General features: G+C 59.5%; 12 protein-coding genes. 7 read left to right on the forward strand and 5 right to left on the reverse strand.

The features are described 5' to 3' along the window. The first annotated feature begins 6 nt into the window (after positions 1-6). Both DX909_RS11265 and DX909_RS11270 read left to right on the forward strand, forming a co-directional pair. Positions 7-954: a phosphoribosylaminoimidazolesuccinocarboxamide synthase gene (locus DX909_RS11265; protein ID WP_128545273.1), complete on the forward strand. Its 948-nt coding sequence runs from the start codon at positions 7-9 to the stop codon at positions 952-954. A gap of 12 nt (positions 955-966) precedes the next feature. After that, positions 967-1,389: an STAS domain-containing protein gene (locus DX909_RS11270; protein ID WP_128545274.1), complete on the forward strand. Its 423-nt coding sequence runs from the start codon at positions 967-969 to the stop codon at positions 1,387-1,389. A gap of 42 nt (positions 1,390-1,431) precedes the next feature. Here the strand turns inward: DX909_RS11270 and DX909_RS11275 are convergent, their stop codons facing one another. The 3 genes from DX909_RS11275 to deoC all read right to left on the reverse strand — a co-directional run bounded on the left by DX909_RS11275 (position 1,432) and on the right by deoC (position 4,319). Then, complete coding sequence (locus tag DX909_RS11275) at positions 1,432-2,454, reverse strand: Gfo/Idh/MocA family protein (RefSeq protein ID WP_128545275.1); 1,023 nt, start codon at positions 2,452-2,454, stop codon at positions 1,432-1,434. 18 nt (positions 2,455-2,472) lie between these two features. After that, a complete protein-coding gene (locus DX909_RS11280; protein ID WP_128545276.1) occupies positions 2,473-3,381 on the reverse strand; it encodes a sugar phosphate isomerase/epimerase family protein in 909 nt (302 codons plus the stop codon). A gap of 170 nt (positions 3,382-3,551) precedes the next feature. Then, on the reverse strand, positions 3,552-4,319 hold the full coding sequence (deoC, locus tag DX909_RS11285; protein WP_128545277.1) for a deoxyribose-phosphate aldolase: 768 nt from the start codon (positions 4,317-4,319) through the stop codon (positions 3,552-3,554). Between the two features lie 56 nt (positions 4,320-4,375). On the opposite strand from deoC, the gene DX909_RS11290 reads away from it, so the two are divergent. Further along, positions 4,376-5,287, forward strand: coding sequence for a ribonuclease Z (locus tag DX909_RS11290; RefSeq protein ID WP_128545278.1), 912 nt, complete (start codon positions 4,376-4,378; stop codon positions 5,285-5,287). 82 nt (positions 5,288-5,369) lie between these two features. Here the strand turns inward: DX909_RS11290 and DX909_RS11295 are convergent, their stop codons facing one another. Further along, the gene (locus DX909_RS11295; RefSeq protein ID WP_128545279.1) at positions 5,370-8,639 is read right to left on the reverse strand and encodes a M4 family metallopeptidase; all 3,270 of its coding nucleotides are present in this window, start codon (positions 8,637-8,639) and stop codon (positions 5,370-5,372) included. Positions 8,640-8,681: 42 nt separating this feature from the next. Next, on the reverse strand, positions 8,682-9,140 hold the full coding sequence (locus DX909_RS11300) for an FAD-binding oxidoreductase (RefSeq protein WP_229311015.1): 459 nt from the start codon (positions 9,138-9,140) through the stop codon (positions 8,682-8,684). A 227-nt stretch (positions 9,141-9,367) separates the two neighbouring features. Here DX909_RS11300 and DX909_RS11305 point away from each other — a divergent pair, with 227 nt between their 5' ends. From DX909_RS11305 to DX909_RS11320, 4 genes are all read left to right on the forward strand, one after another. After that, positions 9,368-10,270, forward strand: coding sequence for a glycosyltransferase family 2 protein (locus tag DX909_RS11305; protein WP_164851261.1), 903 nt, complete (start codon positions 9,368-9,370; stop codon positions 10,268-10,270). Between the two features lie 25 nt (positions 10,271-10,295). Next, on the forward strand, positions 10,296-11,237 hold the full coding sequence (locus DX909_RS11310; RefSeq protein ID WP_128545281.1) for a glycosyltransferase family 2 protein: 942 nt from the start codon (positions 10,296-10,298) through the stop codon (positions 11,235-11,237). Positions 11,238-11,537: 300 nt separating this feature from the next. After that, positions 11,538-16,112 (forward strand): glutamate synthase large subunit, encoded by a 4,575-nt coding sequence (gene gltB, locus DX909_RS11315; protein WP_128545282.1) that lies wholly within the window; start codon positions 11,538-11,540, stop codon positions 16,110-16,112. Between the two features lie 47 nt (positions 16,113-16,159). Further along, positions 16,160-17,650 (forward strand): glutamate synthase subunit beta, encoded by a 1,491-nt coding sequence (locus DX909_RS11320; RefSeq protein ID WP_128545283.1) that lies wholly within the window; start codon positions 16,160-16,162, stop codon positions 17,648-17,650. The last annotated feature ends 24 nt before the right edge of the window (positions 17,651-17,674 follow it).

Below are 17,674 nucleotides of genomic sequence, written 5' to 3' on the forward strand. Positions count from 1 at the left end.
TAAAACGTGCAGGCTTTAAAAGAAACCAACTTCCATTTCGACGGGCAAACCGGGTTCTACCGGGGCAAGGTCCGCGACGTTTACCCTTTTGAAGACCGCCTGGTGATGGTTGCCAGCGACCGGATTTCGGCCTTCGACGTCGTGCTGCCGCGACCCATTCCGTTCAAAGGCCAGGTGCTGAACCAGACGGCCGCGCACTTCCTGAAAGCCACGGCCGACCTCGTGCCCAACTGGCTGCTGGACGTTCCGGACCCGAACGTTAGCGTCGGACTGCGGTGCCGCCCCTATGCGGTCGAAATGGTGGTGCGGGGCTACCTGGCCGGACACGCCTGGCGCCAGTACCGGGCGGGCCACCGGACTCTCTGCGGGGTTTCGCTGCCCGAAGGACTGCGGGAGAACGACCGCCTGCCCGAACCGATCATCACGCCGACTACCAAAGCCCACGAGGGCCACGACGAAGATATTTCCCGGGAAGCGATTCTGGAACGAGGGATCGTACCCGAAAACGAGTATCTTCAACTGGAGGAATACGCCCGGGCGCTGTTCCGGCGCGGCACCGAAATGGCGGCCGAACGGGGGCTGATTCTGGTCGATACGAAATACGAATTCGGAAATCTGGACGGGGTCATCTACCTGATCGACGAGGTCCACACCCCGGACTCGTCCCGGTATTTCTACCTCGAATCGTATGAGGAAAACCTGCGTCAGGGTCTTCAGCAGAAGCAACTGTCGAAGGAATTCGTGCGGGAGTGGCTGATTGCCAACCATTTTCAGGGCAAGGAAGGCCAGACGGTTCCGGAAATGAGCGACGAATGGATCCGCCAGATTTCCGACCGTTACGTGGAACTGTACGAAACCGTAACGGGGCAGGCGTTCGTCCGGGCCGAAACGGAAGACATTCCCGGCCGAATTGAAGAAAACATCCGCCGTTCGCTGACGGTCAATTATCAATAATAGCCAATCGGTATGAATTACGCCATTGAAAAGAATGAACAGTACGCGTTGATCACGCTCAACGAATCGGTGTTCGGCGGGGAAGTCCCGACGACGTTCGAAACCCTGAGCCGAAACCTTTTCCGGGAAGGCTACAGCAACATCATCGTCGACTTCAATGCCACCGACGAGGTCGACGCCGGCGGGGTGTCGGTGATCCGGAAAATCAACCGGCATTGCATCAGTGAGGAGGGGCTGTTCGTGCTGGTCACCAAAAACGAGGAGGTGATCGATTTCCTGGACGAATCCAAACTCACCGACCTGACCATCCTGCCCACCGTGGAGGAAGCCGTCGACGCCATCTTCATGAATGAACTGGAAAACGATTTCCGCAGTGAAGACGACGATGCCTACGAGGGCTTCGAAGGTGGTAGCAGCAACTCCAACGATTATTGAACCGAAACCGGGCAGGGTTCGGCCGAACCCTGCCCGGTTTCATTATCTCCCGGCGGCCTGATAAATCTGCTCCACGACCGCCTGGAGAATGGCCCCTTCCTCCGCCGTGCAGACATTGGACGGTTTGCCGTCGCAGGCGTCCAGAAAAGCCGCGGTATTTTTCAGCTGAATATCTTCTTCCTCCAGATACGGGAAATGCACGTCGGCCAGTTCACCGGCGAGTTCGGCATGAAGCACGAAGGGAAATAGCCGCGCTCCTCCCCGACTGCCGAAAACCTCCAGATTCCGGTCGCGGTCGGCCTGGGTGTTCAGGGCAAACGAGGTCGAAAGCATGATGGAGGCATTGTTTGGAAAGGAAAGGTAGGCCATGCAGGCATCCTCCACCCCGAATTTCGTCGGGTCCCAGCTCCCCATCAGACCCTTCCCCCCGGTTTTTCCGATAAAGTCGTAGGCATTCGCCAGAATCCGGTCGGGCTGCGCGTAGTCCATCGCGCAGAGCGCCAGGTCCAGAACATGGACGCCGAGGTCCATCAGCGAACCACCACCCTGCACGGCCCGGTCGGTGAAATATCCCCAGCCCGGTATTCCCCGCCGACGCAGAAAATGGGCCTTGATATGGTAGATTTCCCCCAGACGGCCTTCTTCCCGACACCGCATCAGCAGCGCCCATTCGGCGGCCTGCCGCAACTGGAGATTGTAGGCCAGCACCCGGCCCCGGCTTTTTGCCCGATCCGCCATGTCGCGGGCCTCGTGGGCGCTGATCGCAGGCGGCTTCTCGCAGAGGACATGGCAGCCGTATTCCAGCGCCATCGTCGTGAACGGATAATGCAGGTTGTTGGGCGTGCAGTTGACCATCACGTCCGGCCCGACGGTCCGGAACATCTCCTCCGCATCGGAAAAGGCGTGCGGGATGCCGTGCCGGTCGGCCAGTGCGCGGGCCTTTCCGCCGTCGCGGCTGCAAACCGCCACGATGTCGACCCGTTCGGAAAGCTGTTTCAGCGCCGGGATATGGTTTTTGTCGGCAATACTGCCCCCACCGATGAGGACCGCCCTGTATTTCGTCATAACAAAGAGAAAACCGGATCAGACAAACTGATTGAGGTAATTCCGGGCCGTCAGGATGGCCGTCTGAACGTCTTCGGGGCTGCCCTCGAAGGCCTTGTCTTCGACCTCGATGCACACCGGCCCCCGGTAGCGGACGTCGGTCAGGGCCGCGAAGAAATCCCGCCAGCGCACGTCGCCCAGACCGGGCAGCTTCGGCGAGTGGTATTCCAGCGGGTTGGCCATGATGCCGACGCGGTTCAGCTTGTCGCGGTAGACTTTCACATCCTTCAGGTGAATGTGGTGCAGCCGGTCTTTGTAGTCGTAAATGGGCCGCACTTCATCCATCATCTGGAAGATCAGGTGCGAAGGGTCGTAGTTGAGGCCCAGGATCGGCGACGGAATGATCTCAAACATCCGGTCCCAGACGGCGGGGGTGGTGGCGAGGTTCTTGCCGCCGGGCCACTCGTCGTTCGTAAACCACATGGGGCAGTTTTCGATCCCGACCTTCACGTTTTCCTCCTCGGCGACTTTGATGAGGGCCGGCCAGTGTTCGGCATAGAGTTTCAGGTTCTCGGTCATACTGAGCGAGGGTGTGCGGCCGATGAAGGTGTTGACCACCGGGACGCTTAGCTTCGAAGCCGCCCGAATCACCTTTTTGAGGTGTTCCCGGTAAAATTCGGCCTTCTCCGCATCCGGGTCGAGCGGGTTGGGATAATACCCCAGGCCGGAGATGTAAATACCGTATTGGCGGGTCAGTTCCTGGATGCGGGCCACGTCCAAATGATCCACGTCGATGTGGGTGACGCCCGCATACCGGCGGTTATCGGAATGATCGGTGGGCCAGCACATGACTTCCACGCATTTAAAGCGGTGTTCAGCCGCAAACTTCAGCACGTATTCCAGGTCGAAATCGCCCAGAATCGCACTGACGAAACCTAAATCAAGCATGGTCTATAAAATGAGTCAGGAACGGAATAAATGATTAAACAGGTACGAAACCGGCGGTGGGAAACCACCCCCCGACCCCCTCCTCATCAAGGAGGGGGAGTGCGCTGCCACTTTCCAGTCCCTGCGAAGCCACCCCTCCTTAATGAGGAGGGGCCGGGGGTGGTCAAACCTTAATATCCTTTAGTTTCTTTCACCTCCGCAGCAGGGACATCGGCGGCTACCGCTCCGAAGCGACGGTAGGCATCCTCCATGATGGCGGCTGTGGCGCTGGCACCCAGGCGGCTAACGCCCATCTGCTTCACCTTCAGCAGGCCGTCCAGCGTCCGGACCCCGCCGGCGGCTTTTACCTGCACGCCCGGACCGACATGGGCGAGCATCAGCCGCAGGTCGGGTTCGGTGGCTCCTTCGTAGCCGTATTTGCCGTCGGCGCCCTTCACGAAGCCGTAACCGGTGGAGGTTTTGACGAACTCGGCCCCTACCTGGGTGCAGATTTCGCAAAGGCGGATTTTATAGGAATCTTCCGGCAGGAAGTCGTTTTCGAAGATGACTTTCAGAATGGCGCCATTGTCCCGGCAGGCTTCCTTCACGGCCCGGATCTCGTCGGTTACATAGTCCCAGTCGTTGCCCAGCACCTTGCCGATGTTGACGACCATGTCGATTTCAACGGCCCCGTCGCGGCAGGCCTGGATGGTCTCGGCCACCTTAACGGCCACGCTGCTGTTTCCGTGCGGGAACCCGATCACCGTCCCGACCAGAACCTCACTTCCGGCCAGCAGTTCGGCCGCCATCGAAACGGCATACGGTTTGATGCATACCGATGCGACATCGTATTTCTTCGCCAGTTCGCACCCTTCGCGTAATTCGGCATCGGTCATGGTGGGATGGAGCAGCGAATGGTCGATCATTTTGGCGATCTCCCGGATCAGGGTCTGGTTCATGCAAGTAATTTTGAGTTTGGCAAACAGTACGGAACAGCGGCAAGTTTACGAAAAATATGACATTCAACCTGACGATTCTCGGCAGCGGGTCGGCCACCCCGGTTCCGGGCCGACACCCGACCGCCCAGCTCATTTCCCACGAAGGTGATTATTTTCTGGTCGATTGCGGAGAAGGGACGCAGTACCGGCTCATGGAGCATCATTTCCGGCCCAGCCGGCTGAAATACATCTTCATCAGCCACCTCCACGGCGACCATTATTTCGGACTGGTGCCCCTGCTGTCGAGCCTGAACCTGGCCGGCCGGACCGACGACCTCTGGCTGTTCGGCCCGCGGGGGCTGATGGACATCATGACCGTCCAGTTCCGGTATTCCGATACCCGCCTGAACTACCCGATTCATTTTACCGAAACCGACCCCCACCATCCCGCCCTGCTGCTCGATCACCCCAGCCTGACGGTGGAGTCCATCCCGCTCCAGCACCGCATCGACTGCACCGGGTATCTGTTCCGGGAAAAACCACGGAAGCGCAAACTGCTCCGGGAACGGCTCCCCTCCGACCTGCCATTTTCCTACCTGAAACAACTGAAGGAAGGGAAAGACGTGGTGAGCGAGTCGGGCCGGGTTCTTTACAGCGCCGGGGAATACAGCCTGCCCGCCCCCGCCCCCCGCGCCTACGCTTTCTGCTCCGATACCCGCTACAACGAGCAGATCATCGACCAGATCCGGGGCGTCGATCTGCTGTATCACGAAGCCACCTTTCTGGATGATCTGGCCGGAAGAGCCGGCGAAGTTTACCACACGACGGCCCGGCAGGCGGCCGCCATTGCCGAAAAAGCCGGCGTCGGCCGCCTGTTGATCGGGCATTTTTCCTCCCGTTACAAAACGACCGAAGGTTTTCTGAAAGAAGCAGGCAGCGTGTTCCCTCAAACCTACGAAGCAGTTGAAGGACAAACATTTACTATTTAGAAACGGAAGTATAAAAATAGTAAAAGCCGGATAACGGGTTGAGGATGAACCTCTCCGCTACCCGGCTTTCGTGTCCGGCGGCTTACTGCTGCTTCAGAATCTTTTTGTGGGTAACTCCCTTCGGCGTCCGGATTTCCAGCACATACATGCCCGGCGAAAGGCGGCTCAGGTCGAGCGTATCGCGGTGGGTCGGCGTAGCGAACGATTGCCGCAGCACGGTGGCCCCGGAGGCCGAGGTAAGCGAGAGGGATTCCAGCCGCTCGGATTCGGAGATTTCCACCGTCAGGGAGCTGACGACCGGGTTCGGGTAGGTCTTCACCCCGTCGACCCAAGTCGGTTCGTTGCTGATGCCGGTGATGGCCAGCAGGCTGAATTTGCGCTCCACCGGCGTGGCGGCCGCAAACTCGTCGTTCCCGGCCTGCGTTGCCCGGATCGTCACCACGCCCGGCCCCTGGGGCGTTACCCGGCTGCCGTTCAGCGTGGCCGGCCCGGAAACGATCTGGAAGGTCACCGGCAGCTTGGAGCTGGCCGTGGCCGTCAGCGTGAACGACCCGTCGCCGGCGTAGCGGTCCGGAATCTCGTTGAAGGTGATCGTCTGGGCGGTTTTCTGGGCCTCCAGCCGGACGCCGTTCCCGTACCAGACTGCCCACTTGGCATTATCATAGACTACTTCCGGATCGCTTTTCGGGCTGATCTTGTCCGCTTCCAGGTCGATTACCGCCACCTGTTCGATCTCGTCTTCGCTGATGGTATTGAAGATGAGCTTGTTGTCCAGACGCGAGTAGCCCGGAAAACCGAGGGTATTGTTGATCACCACGTCCATCAGCTTGCCTTCCTTCAGGTCGGCCGCCAGAATCAGATAGGATTCCTCCGTGGCGTCGTAATAGTCGAAGGTCAGCACGTCGGGGGAGTTTTTGGAGAACGACGGGTTTCCGATGCTCACCCCTTCCGGCAAACCGTTATACAGCTTTTCGATCTGCCCCTTGCCGAAGGTCTTCTTCGCCTTGTCCCACACCCGGATGAAGCCCACGTCCCAGTAGTCGTTCGCTTCGCCGTCGAGGTTGTTGAGCCGGTTGTAGGCGTCGTAGATGATATATTCGCCCGAATAATCCCACTCGAAGGAATCGGCATAGACGACATCGCCGGTCGTGACGCCCTCCGCGGTAGTGGGGTTATACAGGCCGTACCGCATCCACTTCTTCAGGTCGTAGCTGTAGACCCAGATCGAGGTGTCCTGCTCGGCGGTCAGGGCGGCCAGTTTGGTGCCGTCCTTGGAGATGGCGACGTTGTCCCAGATCGGTTCGTCGGAAACGATTACTTCCTTTGGGGTACCGGTCAGGTTGACGGCCCGGATTCGCTTGTCGGCCGACACGTAATAGGCCACCTTGCCGTCGTCGGTGATGCTTGGGCGGTGTTTGAGCTGCACCTTCACCTTCGCTTCGAACTTTTCGGAGCCGAAGGGAACGGTATACAGTTTCTCGTCACCCACGCCGTACAGCAGAATCATATCCTGGCCGTTGTTGGTGGGCAGGTTGTCTTTCGGGTCGTCGGGCTGCTGGTTGGTTTCCACGATGCCGACGGCGTCGAAGGCCTGTTTGGCCGCCGTCACTTCGTTGCTGGTAGCGCCGTAGAGATCACCGGCCGCCCGGATCACCGCCAGCCGCAGGTCCAGAAACTTGGACGAACGGGTCAGGTAATTGGTCAGCGCCCGGTAGTAAATCTGCTCGGCTTTCTCCTTGCCGATTTTGGTGGCGAACTGGTAATAGGCATGGTTCGGAATACCGCTGTTGCGGTGGACCCCGCCATTGTCTTCGGTCGTCACGATGAACTGCGACATGTGTTTCGGCTGGTAGCCGCGGGTTCCTTCACCGGCCTGGTTCGGGTTGGCGAAATTCCGCATGGCCCCGCCCGGATACTGGCTTTTGAGAACGATGTCCTCGCCCATCATCCAGTCGTCGCGGTCGAGCATGGTGCCGAAAATATCGGCAAACGACTCGTTGAGGGCACCCGACTGCTCCTTGTACTCCAGGTTGGCCGAGTTCTCGACCACCCCGTGCGTCATTTCGTGACCGGCCACGTCGAGGCCGCCCGCCAGCGGTTTACAGAGCTTGTTGCCGTTTCCGTAGCCCATATACTGCCCGTTCCAGTAGGCGTTGTCCATGCCGGTACCGTCCTCGTTGACGATGTTGATGATGGAAGTGATCGTGCCGCCCTTGCCGTTCAGGGAGTTCCGCTTGTGAACTTTCAGGAAGTATTCGTAGGCCAGCCCGGCATTGTAATGGGCCGAAATGGCGGTCGGTTTCCAGTTGGTATTGCTGGTCGAAACGATGTTCTTCACTTTCCACTTATCGCCGTAGGTATTGTCGGCATCGAGTGTCACCAGCGCCCCGACCAGCTGCTTCGCCTTGATGGTGGCCTGCTCGTCGAACATGGGCCGCGAGAGGTCGATCATGAAGTATTCCTTGCCGTCCTGCAGCGTCTGGAAGGATCGGCTGACGCCGTTCAGGTCCTTGCCGGTCGCTTTCACGACGCCGTCGACCCCGCAGGTGTGGTTGTACTTATCCAGAACCGCGCCGGTCTGGGCGTCGATGACGTACTGCCAGCGTTCGATCATATTCGGGCGGATGGTCATGCGGTAGGCCAGCTTCACCTCCCGGCCGACGGGATAGAGGCACAACTCTCCTTCCGACGACTTCATTTTCAGCAGGTTTTCTCCGAACGTCCGCACCACCGATTCCCTGCCGACGTCTTTCAGCGCCAGCGAAGCCGCATCCCCGACCGTCAGGCGGGGTTGGGTGGAAACCGTGTTTTTCAGGGGGCGGTATTGCCCGTTGAGCAGCGTCACGGTACCTTCGGTCAGGTGCGCGATCAGCTCACTGCCGTAGACCGGTACGCCCTGATGGACCTGCGCCATCCGGATGTGGGTCTGGCCGAGGGCGTCGGTTTCCGTCCGGGTAATGGTAAACTGCTCTTCCGGGCGGTCGATTTTCAGGATGCCTTTCACCTGATTCAGAAAGGCGAAGGCGGAAGCCGTTCCGTTGATGCGGGCGCCTTTGCCGGCTCCGGGCCGGATGGGGGTGCGGTTTTCGATATAAACCGGTAGTTGAGAGGCCGTATCCCGGACGATCCGAAGGCGAAGCGGCCGGCTGTTCAGACGGGCGTTCGACAGGCCGGCGGCTACCCGGGCATTGACGCCGGACTGGGGAACGGGTGCGACGCCGGCGTTCAGGCGCTGGGCCAGACCGGGGGTAGGCAGGCCGGTTTTGTGCTTCCGCCCGAAGCCTGGTTGGGGTGCCTGGGCGGCCGCGCCGACGGCCCAGCCCATCAGGAGGCTGAATAGAAGTGGTTTCATGGATAAGAGGTGTATTTGTTGTTGTATTAGGTACGCGTATGTTTAGTTCCGTTTTGCCGCCGGAACCAGCGCCATGAAGGCACTGTAAAACCGGGAAAAGGCTGCGGGGACCGGATTCTGGGGATCGCCCCAGGTCACCGTATACTCCTGCCGGCCTTTCTTCCACCGGACAAAGCGGTACTGGTTGCCGGAATGATCGAATTTCAGGCTCCGGATGCGGCATTCCTGTTCCAGCGTCCGGAACAGCTTCCGGGTGGCGGCTTTCGACTGCATCCCCAGAAAGGTAAACTCCTTATCCGCATCGGAACGGCCGTAGAGCGCCCCGTTTTCGAGCAGGTAATAGGCCCCCGACGCCCCGGTAACCCCGCCCCCGCTTCCGACCACAATCTGCCGTTCCCGGTAAAGATCAGGACGAACCTTCCCGACGGGGGTCATCTGCGCCCGGACGGAAGTAACGGCGGGGAGGCCGAAAACCAGAAAGAAGAGTAAAAAGCGGATCATGATGCGGTGTGTCGATGTGCGTTCGAAAGTAGACCATCCACTAACTTTTCGCTACAATTCTACGGATGAGTCGTCAAAAACAGTTTCTGAAGCGTCACCGACTTGAGGGAACGGTAACAACGATATATGAAAACTTTTCTTTTCTTATCTTTGGAAGCCGGACCCCTCTCGTTGAAATAGGGGCGGTCCTACCCGAAGGTGAGTTGTATTTCAACCGATTACCCACCATGAACCCGTATTTTCCGATTGCGGTGGTGATTCCGACTTTCAACCGGAAGGAATGTCTGGCGGACCTGCTCCATCAATTATTCGGTCAGCAGCCGGGGGATTTCACCCTGGAGATCGTCGTCGTGGTCGACGGGTCGTCCGACGGCACCCGGGAAATGCTGGAAACCGACTTTCCGGGGGTGCAGGTGGTGCAGGGGCCGGGCAACTGGTGGTTCACCCGGTCGGTCAACGAGGGCATCCGCTCCATCCGGTCCCGGCGGACTTCGACCTACGTTCTGATCCTGAACGACGACTCGGTGGTCGAACCGGATTACCTCCGGCAGCTGACCCGGGCGCAGGCCGAAGCGGGCCCGGAGGCCATCGTGGGGAGCCTGTCGGTGACGGAAGAGTCGCCCCGGAGAATCACCTTCGGCGGCACGAAGCGAACGCTCCGCTGGCTGATGAAGACCATCGACTACGTGACCCCCTTTGAGCCGTACGTGCCCGGGCGTCTCACCGGACTTCATCCGACCCAGAGCCTGAACGGACGCGGGACGCTGGTTCCTGTGGCGGTTTTCGACCGGATCGGCCTGCTCGACGAGCGCCGGTTCCCTCAGTACGGCTCCGACGACGATCTGGCCCTGACGGCCCTGCGGGCCGGTATTCCGGTGTATATTTCCTGGGATGCGGTGGTTTTCGACCGCGTTCGGCTGACGGCGGCCGGCACGCCGTATCTCCATCCCTCCCTCAGCGTTTTTCTGAACAGCTTCTTCAATCGGTATTCGGTCAACTCCATCCGGAAAACCGTCTTTTTTTACCGGAAACACGGCCTTCCGCTGGTCTGGCCCCTCGGTGTCGCCCTGAGTGTAGCGGCCACCTGGCGGGCCTGGTTCTGGAAATACCGCCACATCCGTATCGAGTGAGCCTCATCCTATCCTTCCATACACAATGATGAAGTACCTGATTCTTTCTCCTACTAAAAATGAAGAAAAGTATATCGAAAAAACGCTCCGGTCGGTTTGTGCGCAGACGATCCGGCCGGTCAGATGGATTATTCTCGACGACGATTCGACGGATGCCACGCCGGCGCTGATCGAGCCTTACCGGAACCAGTACCCCTGGATCGAGCTGATCACCTTGCGAAACTTCCGCAACGACCTGAGAACCACCGGTGGACGAAGCGGGGCTTTGCTGAACCATGCCCGCGAACTCATCCAGGATGAAGCCGTCGATTTCGTGGTCAAGATTGATTCGGACGTCGCGTTTGCACCGGATTTTTTCGAGCGGATTTTCCGGGAATTTACCCGCGATCCGCAGCTGGGTCTGGCGTCGGGGCACCTGGTGCAGGACGGGCGGCCCGAAACGATCCGGGACTGGGAGGGCGTCCGGGGCGCCACCCGGATTTACCGCCGGGCCTGTTTCGATGCCATCGGCTCCTATTACACGATCCGGGGCGAAGACGAGATCGACACCTTTCTGGCCCGTCTGAAGGGCTGGCGCACCCGTACTCTGCCGGTGCCGTTCGACCACCTGAAACCGGAGGGGGTCCGGCATCCTTCGCTGGTCAATCATTTCGAGACCGGGGAGTTCAAGGGCCGCATCCCCTACCGCTTCGATTTCTTCCTGCTGACCCTTCTGAAGAATGCCCTGGCGCGGCCTTACGTCCTCGGCTCGCTGGTGCAGCTGGCCGCCTACATCCAATCCCGCTGGATCCGGAGCGAACGCCCGTTCGATGCCGGCCTGACGTCCCACGTGCAGGCAATGCAGCAGAAAAAGCTCAAATCCCTGCTTCCGGCAATCGGGAAGCTGCTGCCCGGGCTGATCGGCCGAATCGGGCTGGAATTCGAGGTGGAATACACGTTTCTGGCCGAACAGTTTCTACAACTATAACCTTAGGTGATCCTATCAGGGCAAAAATACCGCCTGATCGATTTTTTATCCGTTCAGTCAATTTCAATTTCTTATACGGTTCTATTCATTAACCAAGACATTTTTGTACCCTGTTTATAAATTGGATTGGTGCAAATGAAATTCCGCCAATTCGACTTTTTACAAAATATATTTTAACGTAACTTGCACATCCAACGCAAAAACAGAAGCGTCTACCTTGCTTTATAGTTTTTCATAAACCCACCTGTAGACCGCCTGATTTGCAAATTTTTAATAACAAAACCACAAAAAGAGTACACGATGTCTGCTTCTGACGTACCGCAACTGGGCCTCTACCGGTCCGAGTTTGAACACGACGCCTGTGGGATTGGATTCGTCGCGCATGTGAAAGGCCGCAAGTCGCATCAGATTGTGGAGGATGCCCTTACGATGCTGACCCGGATGGACCACCGGGGTGCGGTCGGCTACGAAACCAACACCGGTGACGGAGCGGGTATTCTGATTCAGATTCCCCATGAGCTATTTGTCGACGAATGCCGGAAGCTGGGTTTTTCCCTGCCCCCGGCCGGCGAATACGGCGTCGGGATGATGTTCATGCCGAAGGACGATCTGCTGCGCAAGGACTGCCGGGAGATTCTCAACCGCTCCATCAAAAAGCTGAACCTCGACCTGCTGGGTTACCGCGTCGTGCCGGTCGATTCTTCCGACCTCGGCAACGGCTCGCGCTCGGTAGAGCCGGTCATGGAGCAGGTGTTTATCCGAAAACCTGAAAACCTTACCTCCGACGAATTTGAGCGTAAACTTTACATTATAAGAAATTACAGCACCCGCATCATCAACGAAACCGTTGCGGGCGTCAATAACGATTTTTATTACTCCTCCCTGTCGAGCCGGGTCATCACCTACAAGGGCCAGCTCACGACCAAGCAGCTGCGGGATTACTTCCCGGACCTGGGCCGGGAAGAACTGGTTTCGGCCATCGGCGTGGTGCATTCCCGCTTCTCGACGAACACTTTTCCCTCGTGGAAACTGGCCCAGCCGTTCCGGTATATTGCCCACAACGGTGAGATTAACACCGTTAAGGGGAACGTCAACTGGATGAAGTCGGCCGAGGCCATGCTGGAATCGTCGCTCTTCACGCCGGAAGAACTCGACATGCTGAAACCGATCTGCAACCTCAGCCAGTCGGATTCGGCCAACCTCGACAACGCCATCGAACTGCTGGTCATGGCCGGGCGTTCACTGCCCCACGTCATGATGATGCTCATCCCGGAAGCCTGGGATGAAAACGACCAGATGGACCCTGTCCGCCGGGCCTTCTACGAATACCACGCGGCCATCATCGAGCCGTGGGACGGCCCTGCGTCGATCTCCTTCACCGACGGCCGCATCGTGGGCGCCACCCTCGACCGCAACGGTCTGCGCCCCTCGCGCTACTGGGTAACCGAAGACGACGTGGTTATCATGGCGTCCGAAGCGGGCGTCAACGACGTCGATCCCGCCAAAGTGGTCAGGAAAGGCCGGCTGCAGCCGGGTCGGATGTTCGTCGTAGACCTCGAACAGGGCCGCATCATCAGCGACGAGGAACTGAAAGCCGACATCTGCGCCCGTCAGCCGTACCAGCAGTGGCTCGACGAATACAAGATCAAGATCAACGACCTGCCGAAACCCGCCCGCACGTTCAGCCACATGCGGAAGCAGGACATTACCCAGCGCCAGCAGGCGTTCGGCTTCACGGCGGAAGACCTCCGCATGATCATCGGCCCCATGGCCGAAACCGGTCTGGAAGCCCTGGGCTCGATGGGTACGGACGCTCCGCTGGCCGTGCTGTCGGAACAGAGCCAGCACCTCGCCAACTACTTCAAACAGCTCTTTGCCCAGGTGACCAACCCCCCGATCGACTCGATCCGGGAGCGGGCCATCATGTCGCTGATCTCCTTCGTGGGGGCTACCGGCAATCTGCTGAGCGAGACGCCGGAACACTGCCGCCAGATCGAACTGGCCCAGCCGGTGCTGACCATCGAAGAATTCGACAAACTGCGGTTTGTGGATAAAAATCACTTCCAGGCCAAAACCATCAACACCTACTTCCGGGCCGACCAGGGCGGAAAGGGGCTGGAACGGGCGCTGGAACGCATCTGCCGCTACGCCGAAGACGCCATCGAGGACGGTTTCGAAATCATCATCCTCTCCGACCGCGCCATCGACTCCGACCATGCGCCGGTGCCGTCGCTGCTGGCGACCTCGGCCGTGCATCACCACCTGATCCGGAAGGGTCTGCGCGGGCAGGTCGGTATTCTGGTCGAAGCCGGCGACGTCTGGGAAACCCACCACTTCGCCACGCTGATCGGTTACGGAGCCTCGGGCATCAACCCGTACATGGCCTTCGAAACGATCACGGACATGAAGGAGCGCAACCTGATTCAGGTGGATTATCCGGTCGAAAAACTGCATCAGAATTACATCAAGGCCGTCAATAAGGAACTGCTCAAAATCTTCTCGAAAATGGGCATCTCGACCCTGCAATCCTATCAGGGAGCGATGATCTTCGAATGCCTCGGCCTGAACCGGGAGGTAGTCGATACCTACTTCACAGGCACGATCTCCCGGATCGGCGGCATGGGGCTGGAGCAGATCGGCCGTGAAATCCTGGTTCGCCACCGGCAGGCCTTCCCCGAAAAACCCGTCGGCGCTCCGCGTCTGGAAGTGGGCGGAGTCTACCAGTGGAAGCAGCGCGGGGAAGCCCACCTGTTCAACCCGGAAACGATCCACCTGCTCCAGCAGGCTACCCGGAAAAACGACTACCAGGTTTACAAGAAATACGCCCGGCTGATCGACGACCAGACCGACAAAGCCCTCACGCTGCGCGGCCTGATGAAGTTCAAAAAGGGCAGCCCGGTTCCTCTCGACGAAGTGGAGCCGATTGAAAGCATCTTCAAACGGTTCGCCACCGGCGCCATGTCCTTCGGGTCCATCTCCTGGGAAGCGCACACCACGCTGGCCATTGCCATGAACCGCATCGGCGGCAAGAGCAACTCCGGGGAAGGCGGTGAGGACGAACTGCGGTACAAGCCGAATGAAAACGGCGACAACCTGAGTTCAGCCATCAAGCAGGTCGCTTCCGGCCGTTTCGGGGTGACCAGCCATTACCTGACCAACGCGAAGGAGCTTCAGATCAAAATGGCGCAGGGCGCCAAGCCCGGCGAGGGCGGCCAGTTGCCCGGCCACAAAGTCGACGACTGGATCGGCCGCACGCGGCACTCCACCCCCGGCGTGGGCCTGATCTCTCCCCCGCCCCACCACGACATTTATTCCATCGAGGACCTGGCCCAGCTGATCTTCGACCTCAAGAATGCCAACCGCGAAGCCCGGATCAGCGTCAAGCTGGTGTCGGAAGCCGGCGTCGGCACGATTGCGGCCGGGGTCGCCAAAGCCCATGCCGACCATATCCTGATCTCGGGTCACGACGGCGGTACGGGGGCCTCTCCGCTGAGCTCCATCCGGCATGCCGGTCTGCCCTGGGAACTGGGTCTGGCCGAAACGCACCAGACGCTGGTCCGCAACAAACTGCGGGGCCGCGTCACGGTCCAGGCCGACGGACAGATCCGGACGGGCCGCGACCTGGCGATTGCCGCCCTGCTGGGCGCCGAAGAATTCGGGGTGGCCACGGCGGCCCTGGTTTCGGTCGGCTGTATCATGATGCGGAAATGCCATCTGAACACCTGTCCGGTGGGCGTAGCCACCCAGAACAAGGAACTGCGGGCGCTGTTTTCGGGCAAGCCGGAACACGTCGTCAGCATGTTCACCTTCCTGGCGACCGAACTGCGTGAAATCATGGCCGAGCTGGGCTTCCGGACCGTCAACGAGATGGTCGGTCAGGCCCATTTGCTCGAATTCCGGGACGACGTCGATCACTGGAAATACAAAGCCGTCGACCTGTCGGCCATCCTCTACAAGGAGCCGGTCAACCTCGACGTGGCCCTCTACAGGCAGGAAGACCAGGATCACGGCATGGCCGACATTCTCGACTGGGATCTGCTGAAAGCTGCCCAGCCGGCCCTGAACGACGGCGAATCGGTGTATGGGGAGTATCCCATCATCAACCTAAACCGGGCGGTCGGGACGGTTCTTTCCAACGAAATATCCAAAATTCACGGCGGCAAGGGGCTGCCCGACGGCACCATTCACTTCAAGTTCCGCGGAACGGCGGGCCAGAGCTTCGGCGCTTTCAACACCGCCGGCATCAAGCTTGAACTGGAAGGGGACGCCAACGACTATTTCGGCAAAGGGCTCTGCGGAGCGCAGCTGATCGTCTACCCGGACCGGACGGCTCCGTTCAAACCGGAAGAGAACAGCATCGTCGGGAACGTGTCCTTCTACGGAGCCACCTCCGGCGAGGCCTACATTCGGGGGATGGCGGGCGAACGCTTCTGCGTCCGGAACTCCGGCGCCAAAGTCGTGGTCGAGGGCGTGGGCGACCACGGTCTGGAATACATGACCGGCGGTCTGGCCGTCATCCTCGGCTCGGTCGGCCGCAACTTTGCCGCCGGGATGTCGGGGGGGGTGGCTTACGTCTGGAATCAGGACGGCGACTTTGCCGCGAAGGTTAACCGCGAAATGGTCAATCTGGAAGAGCTGGATGCCGACGATCTGGCGATCCTGAAGGAGTACGTGGAAAAACACTTCCAGTATACGACCAGCAACGTAGCCCTGCGGCTTATTCAGGACTGGGACAATCTGGCCGGGCAGTTCGTCAAGGTCATGCCGGGCGACTTCCGCAAGGCCCTGGCCGGACGCGGCATCTCGCTCACCGACCAGATCCGCGACAAGAACGTCGTCTACCAGGACATCGTCGTCGATGTCGTCCACGGGTAATGCAGTTTCTCTTTCCAACCTCGAACAATTAGTCAGTACACAATACCATGGGAAAACCGACCGGTTTTTTGGAATTCACCCGCGAACTGCCCAAAAAGCGTGACGTGCAGGAACGGGTTCACGATTACAGGGAAATCGAACTTCCGTATGCCGAAGACGATACGCAGAAACAGGCGGCCCGCTGCATGGATTGCGGGATTCCGTTCTGCCATAACGGCTGTCCGCTGGGGAACATCATTCCCGAATTCAACGACGCGGTGTACGAACAGAACTGGGAGTATGCCTACGAAATTCTGGCGTCGACCAACAATTTCCCCGAATTTACGGGCCGCATCTGCCCCGCCCCCTGCGAAGCTTCCTGCGTGCTGGGCATCAACAAGCCGCCCGTCGCCATCGAATTCATCGAAAAATCCATCATCGAAGCCGCCTTTGCCCGTGGCTTCGTGACCCCGAATAAGCCGGCCAAACCGACCGGCAAAAAGGTCGCCGTCGTCGGCTCCGGTCCGGCGGGTCTGGCGGCAGCCGCCCAGCTGACCAAAGCCGGCCACCAGGTCACCGTGTTCGAACGGGCCGACCAGATCGGCGGGCTGCTGCGCTACGGCATTCCCGACTTCAAACTGGAGAAATGGGTGATCGACCGCCGACTGGCCGTCATGGAAGCCGAAGGGGTCATCTTCAAAACCAATACCAACGTCGGGGTCGACATCAAGGCCGGCGAACTGCTTCGGAACTTCGACCTGGTCATGCTGACCGGCGGCTCGACCGTTCCGCGCGACCTCCCGATTCCGGGCCGGGACCTGAAAGGCGTTCACTTCGCCATGGAGTTCCTGAGCCAGCAGAACAAGCGGGTGGCCGAACGGCCGGTCAAGGTCGACCATCGGGGTGTTCCCTTTGCCGAGGGTGAAATCTGGGCGACGGGCAAAAACGTCGTGGTCATCGGCGGGGGTGATACCGGCTCCGACTGTGTGGGTACCTCCAACCGCCACGGGGCCACTTCCGTGACGCAGATCGAACTGCTGCCGATGCCGCCGAAAGAGCGGGCCGAAAGCACGCCCTGGCCCAACTGGCCTATGATGCTGCGCACCTCCACCTCCCACGAGGAAGGCTGCGACCGGCACTGGTCCATCAATACCAAAGCCTTCATTGGGGACGAAAACGGCCACCTCAAGGCCCTCCGCATCGTCGACCTGGAGTGGCAGTCCGTGGACGGCCGGATGAAAATGGTCGAGGTGCCCGGTTCCGAGCGCGACATCGAATGCGAGCTGGCGCTGCTGGCCGCGGGCTTCCTGAACCCGCAGCAGGAAGGGCTGCTCAACGACCTCGGCGTCGAATACGACGAGCGCGGCAACGTAAAAACGATCAACTACCAGTCGACCGTCCACCCGAAGGTGTTTGCCGCGGGTGACATGCGCCGGGGCCAGTCCCTGGTGGTATGGGCCATTTCGGAAGGCCGGGAAGCCGCCCGGGCGGCCGACGAATTCCTGATGGGCGAAACCCAGCTGGAAGCCAAAGCGCAATCCATGTTCGCGACCACGTAGGTCACGGATGAAAACCGCATATGC

The organism is Larkinella soli (assembly GCF_003703975.1).
Lineage (GTDB): Bacteria > Bacteroidota > Bacteroidia > Cytophagales > Spirosomataceae > Larkinella > Larkinella soli.